Below are 17,513 nucleotides of genomic sequence, written 5' to 3'. Positions count from 1 at the left end.
AGTGTGACGGACGCGGACCGCGCGCGGTCCCTCCGTTTGTCGAGTCGTCAGGCGGCGAGGTGGAACGTGTCCGCGAACCGGCCGAGCAGGTCGTCGCGGCCGTGCAGCACCTCGACCACACCGGTCTCGATCGCGGCGGTCGGCGCGAGCTCTCCCGAGATGAGCCGGCGGATGCCCGGGCCGGCGGAGAAGGCCAGGTCGGCGGGTCCCTCCCCGCGCGCGACGTCGAGGGTCGGGCCGTCGACGCGGATGAGCAGCTCGGCGGCGCCGAAGTGGGCGCCGTAGACGGTCGTGGGGAGCTCCGCGGCGATCTGCGGGCGGAAGGCGGTGCGGAGCGCCATCGTCATCGAGTCCGGCGTGACGATCTGCTCCTCCCGCGGGTCGCCCATCGCCTTGAACCCCCAGGCGCCGAGCGCGAGCACGACCGGCTCGAGCTCGCGGCCGTACGGCGTGAGCTCGTACACGATCACGCGCGAGCGCGGCGCCCGGCGGATGATCCCCGCCTCCTGCAGCTCTTTGAGCCGCGCCGCCAGGATGTTGCTCGGGATGCGCGGGAGGCCCGCGGCGAGCTCGCCGTAGCGGCGCGGCCCTACGAGCAGGTCGCGGATGATGAGCAGCGCCCAGCGTTCGCCCACGAGCTCGACGGCTCGCGTGACGCCGCAGTACTGCCCGTAGTCGCGTGCGGCCATCGGACCTCAGGCCTGCTGGTTCGCGACGGCGGCCTCGGGGCCCTGCTGGGCGGCGGTCGGGTCCATCCAGCCGAACTCGAGCAGGTTGCCGTCCGGGTCGGCGAGCTGGCGCTGGTACATGAAGCCGTAGTCGGCGGCGGGGCGCGGCTCCGATCCACCGGCGGCGACGCCGTCCGCGACCGCCTTGTCGACCTCCTCGCGGGAGTCGAGGAAGATCGCGGTCGAGACCGAGGGGTTCGTCGCCGGGTCGCCGATGGGCAGGTCGGTGAAGGTCTGGAAGAACTCGCGCACGAGGATCATGAAATAGCTGTGGTCCTCCTCGACGACGACGCAGGCCGCGTTGTGGTCGGTGAAGAGCGGGTTGATGGTGAAGCCGAGCGCCGTGTAGAACGCCTTCGCGCGCTCCAGGTCGGTCACCGGCAGGTTGACGAACATCGCGGTCATCATGGTCTCCTTCGACGGGTTCTGATGTGCTGTCGAGACCGATACTTGCAAAAAACAAGTGGGGCGTCAAGAGGGGATTCTCTCCGCCCCGTCCCCCGCGGTGGGACTACAGGACGATCCGAGGGTTCTCCTAGGCTGATCGGAGTCACCAGGAAGGAACCACCCATGGCAGAGACGCCGCTCTATCAGTTCACCTCGCACATCCTCGGCAAGAACGCGAAGGTGCAGATCTTCGAGGACCGCGTCGAATGGGTGCGGCCGCGAGGCGTCTCCGGCGGGAAGATCACCGCGGGTGTTCTCACGGGCGGACTGTCGGTCCTCGCGACCGGGGTGCGGAACGGCAAGTCCGGTACCGAGGTGATCCCGGTGAAGTCGATCAGCTCGGTCACGACCAAGCGCGACGGGATCCTGAACACCATCGTCTCCGTCATCACGGTCGGCAACACGATCGACATGCGTGTCAGCCACAAAGAGGCTGCCGTCGTGAAGCAGGTCCTCACCGATCTGATGCTCGGAAAGCACGTCACCCAGCAGCAGATCGCTCAGGCCGAGCAGCAGGCCGCCGTCGCTGAGCCGGCACCGGCACCGGCGGCGGCACCCGCGGTGGATCACACCGACGCGCTCGTGAAGCTCGCGTCGCTACGGGATGCAGGGATCCTGACCGAGGATGAGTTCGCAGCGAAGAAGGCTGAGCTTCTGGCCCGCATCTGAACAAGGGGCGAGGGTAGCGTGGCCCCGGTGAGCATCGACGAGTTCCGCATCCACCTGACCGACGAACTGCTCGACGACTTGCGCGCGCGGCTCGCGAGCACGCGCTTCGTCGAACCGCTCGGGTCGCGGCCGTGGAGCGGCGGCGCGGGCGAGCCGGTGCTGCGCGAGCTGGTGGACTCGTGGCTCGCCTTCGACTGGCGGGCACAGGAGGAGCACCTCAACTCCTACGACCAGTACCTGGCCGACGTGGGCGGGCACCGCCTCCACTTCGTGCGGCTGCCGGCCGCGGGGTCGGCCGAGGTCCGCATCCCGCTGCTCCTGCTGCACGGCTGGCCCAGCGCGTACACCGAGTACCTGCCGCTCGCCGAACGCCTGGCCAACCCCGCGGGCTCGGGATCGGACGCGCGCATCGCCTTCGACGTCATCGTGCCCTCGCTGCCCGGGTTCGTGTTCTCCGAGCTGCCGGAGGGGCCGCTCACCCGGCAGGCGATCGCCCGAGACCTCCACGAGCTCATGACCACCGCGCTCGGCTACGACCGGTACGCGGCCTTCGGCGGCGACATCGGCGGAGGGGCCGCGACCTGGCTCGGCGTCGACCACGCCGACCAGCTGATCGGCGTGCAGCTCATCCACGCACCCTTCCCGGCCGACGAGGAGCCGCGCACCGACGAGGAGCGCGCCTACCTGACCGCCCTCGACGAGTACGACGCCGCCGACAGCGGATACAGCGAGATCATGGGCACCCGGCCCGACACGATCGCCGCCGCCCTCGCCGACTCCCCCGCCGGGCTGCTCGGCTGGATCGCCGACAAGTGGCACGACTGGGTCGACGGCGACCTGGATCGGGTGGTGCCGCGGGATGCGCTGCTCACCATCGCGACGCTCTACTGGGCGACCGGCAGCATCGGCACGTCGTTCCGCCAGTACTTCGACTACGAGGCGAACCCGCCCCGGCCGCCGATCGCCGCGCCACTCGGCGTGCTGCTCAGCCGCGAGCCCGTGATGGACGGCTTCCCGCGGTCGCTCGCCGAGCGGGCGGCCGACGACCTGCGCTCGTTCGAGCGCGCGCCACGGGGCGGCCACTTCCTCGGCCTGGAGCAGCCGGAGCTGGCTGCCGACCACATCCGGGCGTTCTTCGCGGGACTCACTCTGCGCGACTGACGTTCCGGGCCGGACCTTCCGGGCGCGACCACGCCGGGATAGCCTGCCCGATATGACCGCGCGCATCGCCAACGTGACCTTCCACGCCGACGAACCCGTCGCCCTCGCCGCCTTCTGGAGCGAGGTGCTCGGCTATCCCGCCTTCACCGGTTGGGACGACGAGGAGATCGCCGCCCTCCGGGAGTCCGGGTTCGACGACGAAGCCATCGCCGACCGTGCCGAAGCGTGGGACGGTGATCCCGCCCACCAGCGCCTGTACTTCTCGCGCTACCGCCACGAGAAACGGCAGCGCAACCGCGTGCACCTCGACATCACGCCGTTCGACGACCGCCGGGCGACGCGGGAGGAGCTGGCGGCCGAACGCGACCGCCTCATCGCTCTCGGCGCGACCGAGGAGAAGACGCTCCTGGGCAACTGGGGCCCGTACGAGGAGTTCGTCATCATGATGCGCGACCCGGAAGGCAACGAGTTCTGCCTGCAGTGAGGCGGGACTCGGTCGGCGCTCAGGACGTCGGCGCCAGCAGCCCGAGATCGCGCAGGCTCTCCGCGGTCGCCACGATCGTCTCCACCGCGGGCCGCGGGCGGAGGCCGAGTTCGGCCTTCGCGCGGTCGTTGTGGATGACGAGGGGCGCCGGTTCGTCGCCCGGGAGCTCGTCGGTCGGCACGCGGGCGGCGAGGTCGCCGAGTTCGGCGCGCAGGACGTTCGCGACGTCGAGGAACGTCATCGTCGGGCCGTCCGCCAGCACCAGGTAGCGCTTGCCCGCCGCATCCGGGGTCGTCATCGCCGCGATGTGCGCCGTCGAGACGTCGCGCACGTCCGCGATCCCGAACCGCTGCCGGGGGACCGCCGCCATCGTGCCGTCGAGCATGCCGGTGAAGAGTGCCAGCGACGAGCGGGCGGAGGCGGTCAGGGTGGGGCCGGCGATCCAGGTCGGGTTGACCACGACCAGCTCGAGACCGTCGCCCTCGCGCTCGACGAAGTCCCAGGCGGCACGCTCGGCCACCGCCTTCGACAGCGGGTAGGCCGGGAGGCCGGGCGTCGCCGGGTCGGTCCAGTCGGACTCGTCGTAGTCCCGCACCGGCTTCGGCGAGTACCCGACGGCGGCGAACGACGAGGTGAGGACGACCCGGCGAGCGCCGGCGTCGCGAGCGGCACGGAGCACGCGCAGCGCACCGTCGCGGGCCGGGACGACGACCTCGTCCGGGTCCGCCGTCTGGATCATCGGCGAGGCGACGTGGTAGACGTCCGTGATGCCGGAGAGGGCGTCGCTCCATCCCTCGTCGGCGGTGAGCGATGCGGCGACGAACGACAGGCCCGCGTCGTCGACACCGGCCCGGCGGACGGCCTCCCGCACCTCGTCGGCCCGGTCGAGCGAGCGGACGCTGGCGCGCACGTCGGCACCGGTGGCGAGCACGTCGGCGATGAGCCGGGTGGCGAGATAGCCGGTGCCGCCGGTGACGAGGATGGTGGGTGCGGTGGGTGCGGTGGGTGCGGTGGGTGCGGTGGGTGCGGTGGGTGCGGTGGTCATCGGAAGCTCTCCTCGAGTCGGGGCAGGATGGTTCGGAGTTCGGCGTCCGCGCGCGCCTCGGCGGCGGCGTCGGCGCGATCACGGGCGTCCCACAGGGCGGACTTCACCCGCAGGTAGTCGAGGTGCACGCGGAGCGTCGCGATCTGCTCCTCCACCCGGTCGGCGTGACGCAGCAGGATGTCCCGCTGCTCCCCCGCCGCCGCACGCCCCCGGCGCCGGTTGAGCTGGTAGGTGCGCATGTCCTCGATGCCGATGCCCATCGCGCGCAGGCACGCGAGCACCTGCGCGTCGTCGAGATCGCTCTCGCGGTAGCGCCGGTGCCCGCTGCTCTCGTCGCGCGCGATCGGCCCGAGCAGGCCGACCTCCTCGTAGTACCGCAGGGTGGGCTCGCTGAGCCCGCTCTGCCGGGAGACCTCCTGGATGGCCAACGTGATCATGCGTCCATCAGAACAGACCTCAAGCGCTTGAGGTCAAGCCCGGATCGGGATCACGCGCAAGAAGGGCCCCGAGCGCACCGCGCCCGAGGCCCCTCACCGCATCCGCCGATCAGGCGTGCGCCTCCTCCACGACCGACGCCTCCCGCAGCTCACGCGCGAGCTGCGACGCCGCACGCCAGGCGAGGGCGACCGTCGTGAGGGTCGGGTTCGCTGCTGTGGCGGTGGGGATGACGCCGTTGCCGCCGACGAACAGGTTGCCAACGCCCCACACCCGCAGCCACGGGTCGCAGACCGAGGAGCCGTCGTCGACGACACCCATGCGCACGGTGCCCTGATAGTGGAGCGACGAACCGCCGGCCGCGAGCTCGGGCTGCTCCAGCGGGGTGCCGATGCGGCCGGCGCTGCGCAGCGAGTTCTGCCGCATCTGCTCGATCGTCGCGAGATCCTTCGCGGTGCGCGAGTAGTGGATGGTCATCTTCGGCATGCCGTAGAAGTCGGTCTCGGTCTCGCTGAACTCCACGGCGTCCCTGAACTGGATGTCCTTCGCGGCGTACCAGGCGAGCACGCCGAGCCGCGCGGTCGCCGCGTCGTCCATGCCGGGGAGCTTGTAAGCGGAGCCCGCCAGCGAGATGATCCCGCCCTGCATCGGCCGGGCGTCGGAGAACGGGACGAGCACCGAGCCGATCGAGCCCGCATCCACCGGGTAGCGCGTCGGCTCGAACTCGTCGCTCAGCGCCACCATCGTCGCCATCTGGAAGTGCTCGTTGAGGTGGTGTCCGAGCGCCGTCGGCCGGACGCCGGACGCGAAGAGCACCTGCGGCGTGCGCAGCCCGTCGGCGCAGACGACGACGTAGCGGGCGCGCACCTCGGTCCGATCGCCGGTGACACGATCCTCCAGTTCGGCGCCGACCGCTCTGCCGTCCTCGACGATCACCCGTCGCACAAGCGTCTCGGACCGCAGCTCGAAGCCGGGCACGGTCGCCTCCAGGTCGCCCAGGATCACGCCGGTGCCCGAGAACCGCAGCCTCTCGCCGTCCCACTGGGTCGCGGTCGGCATGTAGGTGGTCGGGGTGAGGCCGGGTCCGTCGAATTCCGCGGCGATGGCGTCCTTCAGCGCGCGCAACAGGCCGCTGCCGCCGCCGGGCGGCGTGCTCACCCCGAGAAGCTGCTCCGCGTGCGCGAGGGCACCGTCGAGCTCTTCCGCCGGAAGGAAGGGGATACGCTCCGACTGGTGCGGCCGCGGGCAGGACGTGCCCCAGTGGATCCCCATCCCGCCCACGCCGCTGGACATGCTCGCGGCCGGCAGTCCCACATCGCCGTCGGCGAGCGTGGGCCGCGGGTCGGCGAAGAACAGGCCGGGCAGGATCGTCTGCCGGAACTCGAGGCTGGGGTCGATCCCGGGCGCGATGTCGGAGAGCGCGGCAGCGCGCTCGATACCCGCGTCGGGGCCCTGCGTGAGCAGCTGGACGGCGAGGCGCTCGGCCTCCTCGAGGTTCTGGGTGTGGTCGCCGCGCGTGCCGGGTACCGCGGGTCCGACCTCCACCATCAGGATGCGGGCGTCGGGGACCGCGTCGCCGATCGTGCGGGCGTAGGTCGAACCGGCCGGCCCCGACCCGACGATGAGGACGTCGACGGTCTCGGTGTCGCGGGCGCTCATCGGGCGATCTCCGAAGCCGAAGCGGCCGCCACCTCGACCACGCGGGCACTCTTGGCCCACGGATCGCCGCCGGTCCCCTCGTACTCGACGGTCAGCGGACCGCTGTATCCGTGCGCGGCGAGGATCCCGAGCGCCCGGCCGAGGTCGACCGGGCCGACGGCTCCGTCGTCGCCGACGGCGTGCGCCTTGACGTGCACGAGTTCGGCGCGCAGGGCGAGCGCCTCGATGCCCTCGTAGAGGGAGGTGAGGTCGAGGCCGGCGAAGACCTGCTCCGGGGTGACCTGCGCGCCGTCCGGGCCGCCGAACAGCAGCGCCATCGTGGGGAGCATGAGGGCGTCGAAGTTGCCGAGGTCGAGCAGCAGCCCGAGGTGCTCGTGCCCGACCGCGTCGAGCAGCCGGTTCATCCACGCCGGGTCACTGCTCGGGCCGCCGTGGTTCTCGACGAGCAGGCGCGAACCGCGCGCGTTCGCGTACGCACCGAGGTGGCGGAGTGCCTCGACCAGGTGGTCCGGGAGGTCGTCGCCAGTGTGCTGCGCCATCGGCGATCCGGGGTTGACCCGAACGAAGGTCGAGCCCATCGCGGCGAACCGGTCGATCCAGCGCTCGATCTCGGCGACGTCGGCGGCACGTTTGGCCGGGTTGGCCTCCAGCAGGTCGCCGGCGTCGATGGCGACGTTCACCAGCTGCACGTCCTCGGCGCGCAGAGCGGCGGCGAACCGGTCGAGCTCGGTGTCGTCCACGCCGGCGAACTGGAACGCCACGGTCTCGATCGCGCCGACCCCGAATGCACTCTTCGCACGGGCCGGGAAGTCGGAGAGGTCGAGCTCCTTGGTGAACGGGAACGAGATGTGCACGTCGCGTCCGGACGGGTCGACGAAGGTGAAGTCGACGGGCCCGAGCTGCTCGCGCACGCTGTAGGTGGAGACGGACAGAGTATTCATTTCGATGGTGCTCCTCGGAGTAGCGGGGTGTTCAGACGACGGTCGGTTCGGGCGCAGGGCGCGCTTCTCCCCGGGTGATGACGGCCCAGCGCGGGTCGCCCTCGCGGCCGAGCTCGGGGAGGCGGAGGACGAAGGCCGCGCCGATCAGGCCCAGCACCGCGAGCACGAGGTAGAGGGCGGTGTAGCCGCCGAGCGCGAGCATGAAGGGCGCGATGAAGGGGACGAACGACTGCGGAAGCGTGTTCGCCATGTTGATGATCGCGAAGTCCTTGCCCGCGTTCTCACTGCTCGGAAGCACGCGGACGCAGAGAGCGCTGTCGATCGAGAAGAACAGGCCCGTCCCGACGCCGATCGCCGCGGTGGCGATGAAGACGAAGCCGATGTTCGGCGCGAACGCCATCCCCGCGAGGCCGGCGGCGGCCAGCACACCCGCGGCCACGACGAACGGCTTCTGGCGCCGGAGGCGGTCGGAGACGAGTCCAGCGATCACGCTCGTGACGGCCAGGAGGGCGACGGAGAGCAAGGACAGACCGAGCACGATCGCGGCGACGTCGGCCTCCGCCACCCCGAAGCGCTGGATGAGGAAGAACGCGTTGTACGTTCCGCTCGCGTAGGCGCAGGTGATGAGGAACCGCACCGCCCAGGCCCACCCGAAGGCGGGATGCCGCCACGGGTTCAGCCAGAACGATTTCGCCAGCTCGACCAGGTTGAGCCCGGCCTGGTGGGGTTCGCGCTTGTGCTGCGGGTCACGGAGCAGGATTACCGCCACGACCGCGAACACCAGGGCGATGACGCCGAGCACGACCCACTGCGCGACCGGGTCGGCGATCGCGCTCACGGCGGTGAGGCCGAGGAGGGGGCCGGCAGCGGCGGCGAGACCGACGAAGCCCGAGACCGTGCCCCGTCGGAGCGGGGGCACCTGGTCCGCCAGCAGCGCGCTCGTCGCGGCCTGCTGGAAGTTGAACAGGGTCTGCGTGATGCACCAGACGACCGCCACCTGCCAGACCTCGGTGGTGAAGGCGAGGGAGGCGACCGCCAGCGACCCTGCGAGGCCGCCGGTGAGGATCCAGGTGCGGCGACGGCCGAACCGGGCGGCCGTGCGGTCGCTGATCCGGCCGGCCAACGGATTCGCGACCAGCGCGAACAGGGCGCCGAAGCCGGTGACCACGCCGAAGGCCGCGGCGGCGCCGGGGCCGGCGATGCGGGTGAGGTGCAGGGTGAGCAGGAGCTGCAGGGGTGTGAGCAGGGCGATCAGGGCGCCCATGTTCGAGGTGAGAATCGCAGCGATCAGGCGCGGCAACGGTGTGGCCGCGGGGCCGGGTGTTTCCAGGGCGACGTCGATGTCGGCCGGTCGGGACATTCCACACTCCTCTGTGTGACGTGATGCCGTTTGGGTGTCTCTCCAAAATCGGAGTGGCTCTCAGTATGTAGATGCTTTCATTTGGTGTCAACTGCGAATTCCCGCGGTATCCTGGGCGCATGGGATTGAGGGAGAAGAAGGCGGCGCGGACGCGAGGCCAGATCCTGGACGCCGCCGCGGAGCTCTTCTTGTCGCAGGGCTACGACGAGACGACGATGGAACAGATCGCCGAGAGCGCCGAGATCGCGCCCTCCACGCTCTACCGCTACTTCCCCAGCAAGGACCTGCTCCTCCTGGGCCGCCTGACGGAGTCGCTGCAGCTGGGTGAAGCCCTCCGCTCGCGGCCCGCCGGAGAACCCGTCCCGGAGGCGCTCGCCGCAACCCTGCTCGCCACGATCGAGTCGTTCGACGACACTCCGCGCTTCGCGGAGCTGCGCCACGTCATCGACGTCTCGCCGGTCCCCCGCGCCCGGCTCTGGGACGTCTTCATGCAGTCCCGCAGCGAGCTCGAGAAGGAACTCGGTGTCCGGATGGGCCTGCTCGCAGACGACCTCCTCGTGATGATGACGGCGCGCAACGCCATCACGATCTTCGAGATCGTCGCCGAGCGCTGGTGGGCGGGCGACCACACCGCCTCCCGCGCGGATGTGCTCGACGATGTGCTGCGCAGCCTCGATGCGACCGGCGTCGTGTTCCCGGCCCCGAAGGCCGCGAGCCGCCCCAAGAGCGTGGCCTGACGGCAGGGCGGCTCGGATCGTGCTGATCTGGATCAACGGCGCCTTCGGTGCCGGCAAGACCCACACCGCCTTCGAGCTCCGACGACGACTCGCGGGCGCGCACGTCGCCGACCCGGAACCACTCGGCTTCGCCCTGCAGCGCACTCTGCCGGCCGAGGCACGCCCCGACTTCCAGGACCTCCCCCAGTGGCGCTCCGCTGTCGTCGACACGCTGCAGCAAGCCGATGCGACGCATCCCGGTGCGGTGCTCGTCCCGATGACCATCGTCCGCGACGACTACTTCGATGAGATCGTCGGCGGTCTGCGCTCGCGGGGCGTGGACGTGCGGCACTACGCCCTGCTCGCCTCTCCCGAGACCCTGCGTCGCCGATTGAGCACCCGGATCGCGTTCCTCCGCACCGGGCTGCGCCGCGAGACCTGGGCTGTGCAGCAGATCGACCGCTGCGTCGCCGCCCTCGCCGATGACCGCTACGCCACGCACGTGCACACCGACCACCGCACGACCGACGAGGTGGTCGAGTGGATCGCGGATCACGCAGGACTCCCCCTCACGACCCCCCGGCTCGATCCCTGGCGCTTTCAGTTGCGCCGCCTCCGGGTCGGTCTGCAGCACGTTCGTGGGCTCTGACGGCAGCCCTCACCGCACGCCGATCGTCCAGTGGCGGTCCTTCCTGACGAGGCTGAATGCGCAACTGGCGTGCCGTTCGGGATCCTGGCGCGCGGCGCCGACGACCGTGATGACGAAGGAGGCGGGGAAGTCCCCCCTGCCGGAGACCTCGATCCCTCGCGCCTCCGGTGCGATGACGCGGCAGTTCGCATAGAGCTCGTCGGCGCCGGGAGGGTAGGGCGTCGCGAAGCGCGTGCGCAGGGCGCCGAGATCTGCCGCGTCGACCTCCCGGAGGATCGCCGCGGCCTCCCCGCGGGCGTCGTCGGGCGTCGGGGCATCGGGCAGCCCGTTCACGACAGTGGCGACGAGGAACGTCACTGCGGCGATGGGGACGAGCAACGCGAGGGCGCCCCCGATCCGCCAGCGACGATCGCCCGCGTTCGTCGCGCCTCCCCCCGAAGCCATGGGTCGAGGTTAGTGGCTAGCATGGTCGCGGTCGCAACCGGAAGGGATTCGACGATGGATGCAGGCGCACGTCGTGGCTGAGTGGGTCGATTCCGTCGAACTCGCGCTCTTCGAACGCCTGCTCGACGTCGGCAAGCTCATCGAGCGGCGGGCGGACCGGGCGACGAAGGCGCGCACCGGCATCAGCTACGCGCAGTACGAGGTGCTGATCCGCCTCCGGAACGCCGACGGCGAGCTGCGGATGGCCGAGCTCGCGAACAAGCTGGTGAGCAGCCCGAGCCGCCTGACCTACCAGGTGTCGCAGCTGGAGAAGGCCGGGCTCGTCGAGCGCGCGATCGCCCCGGACGACGAACGCGGCGTGCTCGCCCGCATCACCGACCGGGGGCGGGAGCTGCTGCTCGAGGTCTCGCGGGCGCAGAACGACATGATCGTCGACGCGGCGATCGCTCCGCTGTCCCGCGAGGACGTCGAATCGGCCCACCGCATCCTCGGCGCCCTGCAGCTCCACCTCCGCGGGGAGCAGACCGGCGGCCTCCTCCCCGAGCACCTGCGCTCCTAGTCCGCGCGGCCGTGCAGCTCCGGAGCACCGTCGGCCCGCTCGACCCACCGCTCGCGCACCAGCCAGCCACCGCCGGCGTCCGCCGTGAACGTGTCCCGCCAGACCTCGAACGGGATGCCCTGCAACCAGTCGCGGTCGCGCTCGACCATGACGCTCACGCTCGAGACGACCAGTGAACCGTCCGGGAGGTCGCGCACCGACTTCCTGGTCTGGACGCGCTGGACACCGTCCGGCAGCGTCCGGACCCGAGCCGCGAGCTGCCGCAGTTCGTCGCGTCCGCGAGCAGTGCCCTCGGGGTGGTGCACGACGCACGTCTCCGTGAAGAGGCCGACGAGCGACTCCACATCCCCACGCCCGAGCAGCTCGTCGATCCGGTCGACCTGGTCGAGCACGGCGCGGCCGTCGGCCAGCTGCACGACGTTGCCCAGCGTGGAGGTCCCGGTGTCCGCCTGATTCACGAGTTCGCCTTTCCGAGCGTGTCGAGCCGCCCGAGCGACGGCACGAAGAACACGCCGCCGGTCACCGCGGTGGAGAAGTCGAGCAGCCGGTCGTGCAGCCCCGGTGGGTCGCCGATGAACATCCGCTCCAGCATCTTCTGGATCACCCACAGGTTGCGGCAGTACCCGATGAAGTACGTGCCGAACTCGCCCGACCCGGGACGGCCGAACGGCATGTTGTCGCGGAGGATGTCGTGCTCGACGCCCTCGTCGTCGACGATGGTCGCCAGCGTCTTGTGCGACTTCTGGCCGGTGTCCGCGTCGTCGAGTTCGACGTTGTCGGCCTTGGTGCGGCCGATGATCGCCTCCTGCTGCTCGGTCGTGAGCGCCTGCCACGCGTCGAGCGGATGCACGTACTTCTGCACGACGACGTAGCTGCCACCGGCGGCATCCGCATCCTCGTCGCCGACGAGGGTGGAATCGGGCAGCTGCCGTCCCACGGGGTTCGCGGTGCCGTCGACGAAGCCGAGCAGGTCCCGGATGTCGAAGTAGCGGAACCCGACCGTCTCGTCCACGACGGCCACGGCGTCCCCCAGGCTGTCGAGCAGCAGCCGCTCGAACTCGAAGCAGAGGTCCTGCCGGTCCGCGCGGATGTGGAACAGGAGGTCGCCCGGTGTCGCGGGGGCGACGTGCTGCGCGCCCTGGATCGGTTCGAACGGCCGCAGCTCGCGCGGCATCGGCTCGCCGGCGAGTGCGGTCCAGACCGCCGCGCCGATCCCGACGGTGCACGCCAGGTTCGCACCGAGGTCACGGAACGCGACCGTCTTCGTCAGGCCGGCGAGATCCCCGAGCGCATCGCGCACGCGATCCACGGCCCCCGGCGCGCTGCTGACCGTGAGCACCAGGAACACCGCGGTGCGGGTGAGCGGCGCGTCCACCTTCTGCGCCTCGATGGGCACGCGACGGTTCCCCGTCGTCGTTGCTGCGTCCGTCATCCGACCTCCTGCCCCGGAGTCTAGGAGCCGTAGGGCGAAAGGCTTTCCGTCCGATGTAGGAATGCGGGAGGCGGCACGCTCACTAGCGTCGTGCCCATGTCCGGAGCACGAGGTGTGGGAGTCGTCGGCGGTTCGATCGGCGGCCTGTTCGCGGCCGCCCTGCTGACCAGGCGCGGTCACGACGTCACGGTGATGGAGCGGTCGCGACACGGCCTCGCGCGCCGCGGAGCCGGTCTGGTGGCGCAGCCGGAGCTGCTCACCCTGCTCGAGCGGGTGGGACGGCCCGACGCCGCCGCGATCGGCGTCATCGCCGAGGAGCGCATCGCGCTCGATCGAGGCGGGAGGGTCGTCTCGCGCGACCGCACCCCGCAGATGCAGCTCTCCTGGGACCACCTCTACGAGGTGCTCCTCGGGCAGCTCCCGCCCGAGTCGTATCTGCTCGGCAACGCCGTCCGCGCCGTGCGCTCCACCGAGGTCAGCGCCGAGGTGCAGCTGCACGACGGCGAGCGCCGCTTCTTCGACGTCGTCATCGGGGCGGACGGGCTCGGCTCGGTCACTCGCGACGTCGTGGTCCCGGACGGCCGCGGCAACCGCTACGTGGGATACGTCACGTGGCGGGGGCTGATCCCCGAGCAGGCACTCACCGGGCGCGCAGCGGACACCCTCCTGGGCCGGTTCGCGTTCTACACCGGGCCGGGCGCCCATATGCTCGGGTACCTCGTCCCCGGCGCCGGTGGCGAGCTGACGCCGGGGCTGCGGCGGTACAACTGGGTCTGGTACCGGCCGCTCTCGGTCGTCGACCTCGCCGACCTGATGGAGGCGAGCGGGCGGCCCGTCGGCAGCCTGTCACTGGCGCCCGGAGACCTGCCGCACGCCGCACGCGAACGACTCCGCGCGGACGCGCACGCCGACCTGCCGCCGGAGTTCGCCACCGCGGTGGACGCCGAGCCCGAGCCCTTCCTGCAGGCGATCGTCGACTACGTGCCGCCGCGGATGGTGCGGGACCGGGTCGCCCTGCTCGGCGACGCCGCCGTCATGGTCCGGCCGCACACGGCGATGGGCGCGGCGAAGGCCGCCGGTGACGCCCTCGCCCTCGCGGACCTGCTCGACCGGCTGCCGGTGCCGGAGGCACTCGACCGGTACCAGCTGCAGCGCCTCCCGGTCGGCCGCTCCATCGCCCAGTATGGGCTGCGGCTGGGCGAGTCCCTGCCCTTCGCCCGGGCGGCTCGCCAGCCGGTGTGACGGCTACTCGCCGGTCGGCAGGTAGCCGGCGCTCGTGAAGAGGTGGCGCAGGTCGACGATCATCTGCTCGTCGACGTCCTTGTGGCGCGGCCGGGTCAGCACCAGGCGCTCCTCGCCGAGCTTCACGATGTACTTGCCGTCATGCTCCTCGCGCACGTCGGCCGCCTCCTCGAGCAGGGCCAGCACGGCGTGCCACTCGAGGTTGTGCGACGTGGGGTGCCGCTCGATCTGCTCGAGGGTCGTGCGGTGGTGCTCGCTCAGGTGCTCGGGCGTCGTTCCGGTCATGGCGGGTGTTCCCTTCGTCGGTTGCCCCGCCACGATAGCCGCGAGCGCGACCGAGCGGCACCCTCTGGTTGTCGCAAGGTTCCCGTCGCCGGACGCTCGGGCCCGTCAGGCCTCCGCGGCGCCCGCGACGATCTCGGCGAGGCGGCCGAGTGCCACGCGCGAGTTCTCGTCCACCGGTCGCCACACCACCAGGGTGAGGTCGAAGACGCGCGGGATGTTCAGCTGCTGGTAGGTCAGGGTCAGCGGTCCGACGACGTCGTTGGGGAAGGCGAACGCGTCCGCCTCGTCGCGCGAGCCTCCCCCGTTCGCCCACGCCTCGGCGAACGCGCTGCTCGTCGTGGAGAGGTCCGTCACGATGCGCTCGAAGGCATCGTCGGACTCGTGGCGGGCGAGCGACTCGCGCAACGTGCCCGCGAAGTGCTCGGCGATCACCGCGCTGCTCGGGCTGGTCCGCATCGCATCCGAGTCGACGAAGGTCGCCCGCACGAGGTCGACGCCGTCGTGAAAGGCGGGCGAGAGGGATCGCGCCAGATCGTTGGCCGCCAGCACCGTCAGATGGCGGTCGCGGACGAACGCCGGGATCGCCGGCCACGACTCGATCATCCCGCGGATCTCCGGGGGGACGGCGCTCGATGAGCCCTCGACAGTCATGCCCGTCACCATAGCGAAGGGGCCGCCCGCGAAAGGGGGTCTGCCGGGACCACCTTGGGCGGCCGAGGGCGCGATCATCCACCCGGGCGCGGCGCGTTTCCGCGGTTCGGAGGTGACCGCCGGCCGCTGGGAGGGTGGCAGCGGGCCAGGCAACTGGAAGCGCGGATCCACAATGATCGGCACTATGAACACGCATCGGGAACAGGCCCTTCGATGAACCTGCAGGACGTCGTCGACGAACTCGCCCAGACCCTCGGGCGCAGTGTCATCATCGACGGCGCGGACGCGATGGCGGTCGCGACCAGCGGCTCACGGGCCCAGCCGAGGCGGCTCGCGGTGCCGATCCGCGACGAGAGCGGCCAACTGGGCACGCTCTGGCTCGCCGCGGAGGAGGACCGGCCGCTCACCTCGGCGCAGTACTCCGTCATCGACGTCGCCGCCGGCGCCGCGCGGCAGATCCTCTCGCAGGAGGCGGGCGCGCCGGAGGACTCCTCGCACGGGGCGGTCATGCTCCGGCTGCTGTCGGACGACGCGGGCGCGCGGCGCCGGGCCTTCGCGCACGCGGCCTCGCGGAGATGGATCGAACGCGGTGAGGGGACGCTCGTGCGCGCCGTCGCCGTCGACCCGGACGCCGGCGTCCTGGATCGTCTCGCCTTCGGGCGGCACATGTCCACGCTGAAGGGCGTGGATCTGGCGTTCATCGGTCAGCGGGACAACATCCTGTACTTCGTCGGGCGGGTCGCGCGCACGATCGACCGGCCGGCTGACGGCGCGGGCGACCCGACCGCCGTCGTCCTGCAGCGGGAGGCCGCCGCCCGCGGACTGCGCCTGCACGGGGTGGGATCCGCTCGCCTCGACCGGAGGGACGAGGATCTCTCGGTCTCGGCGGAGCAGGCACGACGCGCCGCCGAGATCGTGGCCTGGCTGCCGCACATGGGAGGCGTGGCCGACTTCGCGCAGCTCGGCGCGTGGGTGCTGCTCGACTCGATCGACGCCGACGGCTCGCACGTCGGCTCGTTCTCCCCGGCCGCGGCGAAGCTCTGGGAGGAGGGCAACGCCCTCCAGCGGGAGACGGTCGAGACCTTCCTCGACACCTGCGGTCGCGTCCGGGATGCGTGCGAGCGGCTCCACATCCACCGCACGACGCTGTACTACCGGCTCGACAACCTCCCCGAGTCGGTGCGCGCCGCCATCGACGACGGGATGAGCCGGAGCGCCCTGCACATCTGCCTCAAGCTCCTGCGCTACTGGAAGGCCACGGGCCGCATCTCATGACCGCCTCGACAAACGCCACCGCCCGCGCGCGCACGCCGCGCGTTGCGCACGGCGCCGGATTCTGGATCGTCGCCGTCGCCTTCCTGCTGGTGATGGCGTACTCGACGGTGCCCACTCCCCTGTACCCGCTCTACCAGCAGCGCGACGGGTTCCCGCCGTTCGTGATCACGGCGATCTTCGCCGCCTATGCGGTCGGCGTCATCGTGGCCCTCTACTTCGCGGGTCACGTCAGCGACTGGCTCGGCCGACGGCGCGTGCTGGTGATCGCCGTGCTCATCTCGACCGTCTCCGCCCTGATGTTCCTGGTGTGGACGGAGGTCCCTGGGCTGCTCGCCGCACGCTTCGTCAACGGCGTCAGCATCGGAATCCTGACGGCGACGGCCACCGCCCATCTGGGCGAGCTGCGCTCGGTGGTCAAGCCCGACGAGAACGCGGTGGTCGCGGCGTCGGTCTCCGGCGCAGCGAACCTCGGCGGCCTGTCGCTCGGACCCCTCATCGGCGGCGTCTTCGCCGACTTCCTGCCTGCTCCCCTGATGCTCCCACACCTGGTGTTCCTGGTCGTCCTGCTCGTCGCCGCGCTCGCCCTGCTGCTGGTCCCGGAGACGGTCGACGTGCCCGAGACCGCCCCGCGCTACCGGCCGCAGCGGCTCTCGGTGCCGGCGGGTGCGCGTGCACCTTTCCTGGTCGCGGCCTTCGGCGCGTTCTCCGGCTTCGCCGTCCTGGGGCTGTTCACCTCGCTCGCACCCACCTTCCTGGTGTCGACATTCATGGCCGGGGACCACCTCCTCGCCGGTGCGACGTCGTTCGCCGTGTTCGCGGCGGCGGCCGCGGGCCAGCTCCTGCTCGCTCCTCTGCCGGTCCGTACGCAGTTCGGGCTCGCCGTCGCGGCCTGCAGCAGCGGGCTCGTCCTGGTCGCCGTGGGCGCCCTCGTGCCGCAGCTCGCCGTCTTCATCGCGGGGGGCGCCATCGCGGGACTCGGGGTCGGCCTGCTGTTCAAGGGCGCCGTCTCCACGACCATGTCGCTCGCCGATCCCGCCCGCCGGGGTGAGACGCTCGCCCTCATCTTCCTGATCGCCTACTCCGGCCTGGCGATCCCAGCCCTTCTCGTGGGCGCCGCGCTCTCCTTCGCTCCCCCGACGACCGTCCTCCTCGTCTTCATCGCCGTGGTGCTCGTCGCGACGACCCTCGCCGGCAGCATCATGCGTCGCCGCGCTCCGCGGCGCCGGCGTTCGACGATGTCCTAAACCTCGCCAGAGTTGGCCCGATCCGCTCTCATGCCCAAGCGCTCGGGCCGCCGAGAATGATTCGGGATCAGTATCCGAATTCTCTCG

At 71.2% G+C, this 17,513-nt stretch carries 21 protein-coding genes; 9 read left to right on the top strand and 12 right to left on the bottom strand.

Annotated elements, in window-relative coordinates; translation table 11 throughout:
* Nucleotides 1-47: 47 nt before the first annotated feature.
* A complete protein-coding gene (locus FHX33_RS14045) occupies nt 48-689 on the bottom strand; it encodes a winged helix-turn-helix transcriptional regulator (RefSeq protein ID WP_021762706.1) in 642 nt (213 codons plus the stop codon).
* 6 nt (nt 690-695) lie between these two features.
* Nucleotides 696-1,133: a VOC family protein gene (locus FHX33_RS14040; RefSeq protein WP_039921972.1), complete on the bottom strand. Its 438-nt coding sequence runs from the start codon at nt 1,131-1,133 to the stop codon at nt 696-698.
* A gap of 165 nt (nt 1,134-1,298) precedes the next feature.
* Here FHX33_RS14040 and FHX33_RS14035 point away from each other — a divergent pair, with 165 nt between their 5' ends.
* Genes FHX33_RS14035 through FHX33_RS14025 form a run of 3 tightly spaced genes read left to right on the top strand, consistent with a single transcriptional unit; the run spans nt 1,299 to nt 3,489 of the window.
* Nucleotides 1,299-1,844 (top strand): SHOCT domain-containing protein, encoded by a 546-nt coding sequence (locus FHX33_RS14035; RefSeq protein WP_021762708.1) that lies wholly within the window; start codon nt 1,299-1,301, stop codon nt 1,842-1,844.
* Nucleotides 1,845-1,871: 27 nt separating this feature from the next.
* A complete protein-coding gene (locus tag FHX33_RS14030) occupies nt 1,872-3,005 on the top strand; it encodes an epoxide hydrolase family protein (protein WP_021762709.1) in 1,134 nt (377 codons plus the stop codon).
* A gap of 52 nt (nt 3,006-3,057) precedes the next feature.
* The gene (locus tag FHX33_RS14025; RefSeq protein WP_021762710.1) at nt 3,058-3,489 is read left to right on the top strand and encodes a VOC family protein; all 432 of its coding nucleotides are present in this window, start codon (nt 3,058-3,060) and stop codon (nt 3,487-3,489) included.
* Nucleotides 3,490-3,508: 19 nt separating this feature from the next.
* Here FHX33_RS14025 and FHX33_RS14020 read toward each other — a convergent pair whose 3' ends face one another.
* The 5 genes from FHX33_RS14020 to FHX33_RS14000 all read right to left on the bottom strand — a co-directional run bounded on the left by FHX33_RS14020 (nt 3,509) and on the right by FHX33_RS14000 (nt 8,929).
* Nucleotides 3,509-4,534, bottom strand: coding sequence for an NAD-dependent epimerase/dehydratase family protein (locus FHX33_RS14020; protein ID WP_183428636.1), 1,026 nt, complete (start codon nt 4,532-4,534; stop codon nt 3,509-3,511).
* Complete coding sequence (locus FHX33_RS14015; protein ID WP_021762712.1) at nt 4,531-4,971, bottom strand: MerR family transcriptional regulator; 441 nt, start codon at nt 4,969-4,971, stop codon at nt 4,531-4,533. Before FHX33_RS14015 ends, FHX33_RS14020 begins: the two co-directional genes overlap by 4 nt.
* Before the next feature lie 109 nt (nt 4,972-5,080).
* The gene (locus FHX33_RS14010) at nt 5,081-6,628 is read right to left on the bottom strand and encodes a GMC oxidoreductase (RefSeq protein WP_021762713.1); all 1,548 of its coding nucleotides are present in this window, start codon (nt 6,626-6,628) and stop codon (nt 5,081-5,083) included.
* The gene (locus tag FHX33_RS14005; RefSeq protein ID WP_021762714.1) at nt 6,625-7,569 is read right to left on the bottom strand and encodes a sugar phosphate isomerase/epimerase family protein; all 945 of its coding nucleotides are present in this window, start codon (nt 7,567-7,569) and stop codon (nt 6,625-6,627) included. Before FHX33_RS14005 ends, FHX33_RS14010 begins: the two co-directional genes overlap by 4 nt.
* A gap of 31 nt (nt 7,570-7,600) precedes the next feature.
* Nucleotides 7,601-8,929, bottom strand: a complete 1,329-nt coding sequence (locus tag FHX33_RS14000; RefSeq protein ID WP_021762715.1) for an MFS transporter — start codon at nt 8,927-8,929, stop codon at nt 7,601-7,603.
* A 119-nt stretch (nt 8,930-9,048) separates the two neighbouring features.
* Between FHX33_RS14000 and FHX33_RS13995 the strand changes: the two genes are divergently transcribed.
* Entirely contained in the window at nt 9,049-9,666 is a 618-nt protein-coding gene (locus FHX33_RS13995; protein WP_021762716.1) for a TetR/AcrR family transcriptional regulator, read from the top strand.
* A gap of 19 nt (nt 9,667-9,685) precedes the next feature.
* The gene (locus FHX33_RS13990) at nt 9,686-10,294 is read left to right on the top strand and encodes an AAA family ATPase (protein WP_021762717.1); all 609 of its coding nucleotides are present in this window, start codon (nt 9,686-9,688) and stop codon (nt 10,292-10,294) included.
* 9 nt (nt 10,295-10,303) lie between these two features.
* Here the strand turns inward: FHX33_RS13990 and FHX33_RS13985 are convergent, their stop codons facing one another.
* Nucleotides 10,304-10,738 carry a hypothetical protein gene (locus tag FHX33_RS13985; protein WP_021762718.1) on the bottom strand — a complete coding sequence of 145 codons (435 nt, stop codon included), beginning with the start codon at nt 10,736-10,738 and terminating at the stop codon, nt 10,304-10,306.
* A gap of 73 nt (nt 10,739-10,811) precedes the next feature.
* On the opposite strand from FHX33_RS13985, the gene FHX33_RS21380 reads away from it, so the two are divergent.
* On the top strand, nt 10,812-11,297 hold the full coding sequence (locus tag FHX33_RS21380) for a MarR family winged helix-turn-helix transcriptional regulator (RefSeq protein ID WP_211235394.1): 486 nt from the start codon (nt 10,812-10,814) through the stop codon (nt 11,295-11,297).
* Here the strand turns inward: FHX33_RS21380 and FHX33_RS13975 are convergent.
* Nucleotides 11,294-11,755, bottom strand: coding sequence for a nuclear transport factor 2 family protein (locus tag FHX33_RS13975; RefSeq protein ID WP_021762720.1), 462 nt, complete (start codon nt 11,753-11,755; stop codon nt 11,294-11,296). The genes FHX33_RS21380 and FHX33_RS13975 overlap by 4 nt on opposite strands.
* Nucleotides 11,752-12,729: a Dyp-type peroxidase gene (locus FHX33_RS13970; protein ID WP_021762721.1), complete on the bottom strand. Its 978-nt coding sequence runs from the start codon at nt 12,727-12,729 to the stop codon at nt 11,752-11,754. The genes FHX33_RS13975 and FHX33_RS13970 overlap by 4 nt, the downstream gene beginning before the upstream one ends.
* Before the next feature lie 96 nt (nt 12,730-12,825).
* Between FHX33_RS13970 and FHX33_RS13965 the strand changes: the two genes are divergently transcribed.
* Nucleotides 12,826-13,971, top strand: a complete 1,146-nt coding sequence (locus tag FHX33_RS13965) for an FAD binding domain-containing protein (protein ID WP_039921974.1) — start codon at nt 12,826-12,828, stop codon at nt 13,969-13,971.
* A gap of 3 nt (nt 13,972-13,974) precedes the next feature.
* On the opposite strand, the gene FHX33_RS13960 is transcribed toward FHX33_RS13965, so the two are convergent.
* On the bottom strand, nt 13,975-14,256 hold the full coding sequence (locus FHX33_RS13960) for a hypothetical protein (protein WP_021762723.1): 282 nt from the start codon (nt 14,254-14,256) through the stop codon (nt 13,975-13,977).
* Nucleotides 14,257-14,361: 105 nt separating this feature from the next.
* Nucleotides 14,362-14,907: an MmyB family transcriptional regulator gene (locus tag FHX33_RS13955; RefSeq protein WP_051336947.1), complete on the bottom strand. Its 546-nt coding sequence runs from the start codon at nt 14,905-14,907 to the stop codon at nt 14,362-14,364.
* A 213-nt stretch (nt 14,908-15,120) separates the two neighbouring features.
* On the opposite strand from FHX33_RS13955, the gene FHX33_RS13950 reads away from it, so the two are divergent.
* On the top strand, nt 15,121-16,182 hold the full coding sequence (locus FHX33_RS13950; protein ID WP_021762725.1) for a helix-turn-helix domain-containing protein: 1,062 nt from the start codon (nt 15,121-15,123) through the stop codon (nt 16,180-16,182).
* Entirely contained in the window at nt 16,179-17,426 is a 1,248-nt protein-coding gene (locus FHX33_RS13945) for an MFS transporter (protein ID WP_021762726.1), read from the top strand. Before FHX33_RS13950 ends, FHX33_RS13945 begins: the two co-directional genes overlap by 4 nt.
* The last annotated feature ends 87 nt before the right edge of the window (nt 17,427-17,513 follow it).

Origin of the sequence: Leifsonia aquatica (assembly GCF_014190775.1) — a bacterium.
Lineage (GTDB): Bacteria > Actinomycetota > Actinomycetes > Actinomycetales > Microbacteriaceae > Leifsonia > Leifsonia aquatica.
This window is presented reverse-complemented; position numbering and strand designations above follow the sequence as displayed.

Coding starts and splice junctions, on each gene's coding strand:
- FHX33_RS13985 (WP_021762718.1), bottom strand. CDS start 10,738: ATGGCTTCGGGGGGAGGCGCGACGAACGCGGGCGATCGTCGCTGGCGG.
- FHX33_RS13955 (WP_051336947.1), bottom strand. CDS start 14,907: ATGACTGTCGAGGGCTCATCGAGCGCCGTCCCCCCGGAGATCCGCGGG.
- FHX33_RS14035 (WP_021762708.1), top strand. CDS start 1,299: ATGGCAGAGACGCCGCTCTATCAGTTCACCTCGCACATCCTCGGCAAG.
- FHX33_RS14025 (WP_021762710.1), top strand. CDS start 3,058: ATGACCGCGCGCATCGCCAACGTGACCTTCCACGCCGACGAACCCGTC.
- FHX33_RS13945 (WP_021762726.1), top strand. CDS start 16,179: ATGACCGCCTCGACAAACGCCACCGCCCGCGCGCGCACGCCGCGCGTT.
- FHX33_RS13970 (WP_021762721.1), bottom strand. CDS start 12,729: ATGACGGACGCAGCAACGACGACGGGGAACCGTCGCGTGCCCATCGAG.
- FHX33_RS14040 (WP_039921972.1), bottom strand. CDS start 1,133: ATGACCGCGATGTTCGTCAACCTGCCGGTGACCGACCTGGAGCGCGCG.
- FHX33_RS14045 (WP_021762706.1), bottom strand. CDS start 689: ATGGCCGCACGCGACTACGGGCAGTACTGCGGCGTCACGCGAGCCGTC.
- FHX33_RS14015 (WP_021762712.1), bottom strand. CDS start 4,971: ATGATCACGTTGGCCATCCAGGAGGTCTCCCGGCAGAGCGGGCTCAGC.
- FHX33_RS14000 (WP_021762715.1), bottom strand. CDS start 8,929: ATGTCCCGACCGGCCGACATCGACGTCGCCCTGGAAACACCCGGCCCC.
- FHX33_RS13960 (WP_021762723.1), bottom strand. CDS start 14,256: ATGACCGGAACGACGCCCGAGCACCTGAGCGAGCACCACCGCACGACC.
- FHX33_RS14005 (WP_021762714.1), bottom strand. CDS start 7,569: ATGAATACTCTGTCCGTCTCCACCTACAGCGTGCGCGAGCAGCTCGGG.
- FHX33_RS13965 (WP_039921974.1), top strand. CDS start 12,826: ATGTCCGGAGCACGAGGTGTGGGAGTCGTCGGCGGTTCGATCGGCGGC.
- FHX33_RS13950 (WP_021762725.1), top strand. CDS start 15,121: ATGAACCTGCAGGACGTCGTCGACGAACTCGCCCAGACCCTCGGGCGC.
- FHX33_RS14010 (WP_021762713.1), bottom strand. CDS start 6,628: ATGAGCGCCCGCGACACCGAGACCGTCGACGTCCTCATCGTCGGGTCG.
- FHX33_RS13995 (WP_021762716.1), top strand. CDS start 9,049: ATGGGATTGAGGGAGAAGAAGGCGGCGCGGACGCGAGGCCAGATCCTG.
- FHX33_RS14020 (WP_183428636.1), bottom strand. CDS start 4,534: ATGACCACCGCACCCACCGCACCCACCGCACCCACCGCACCCACCGCA.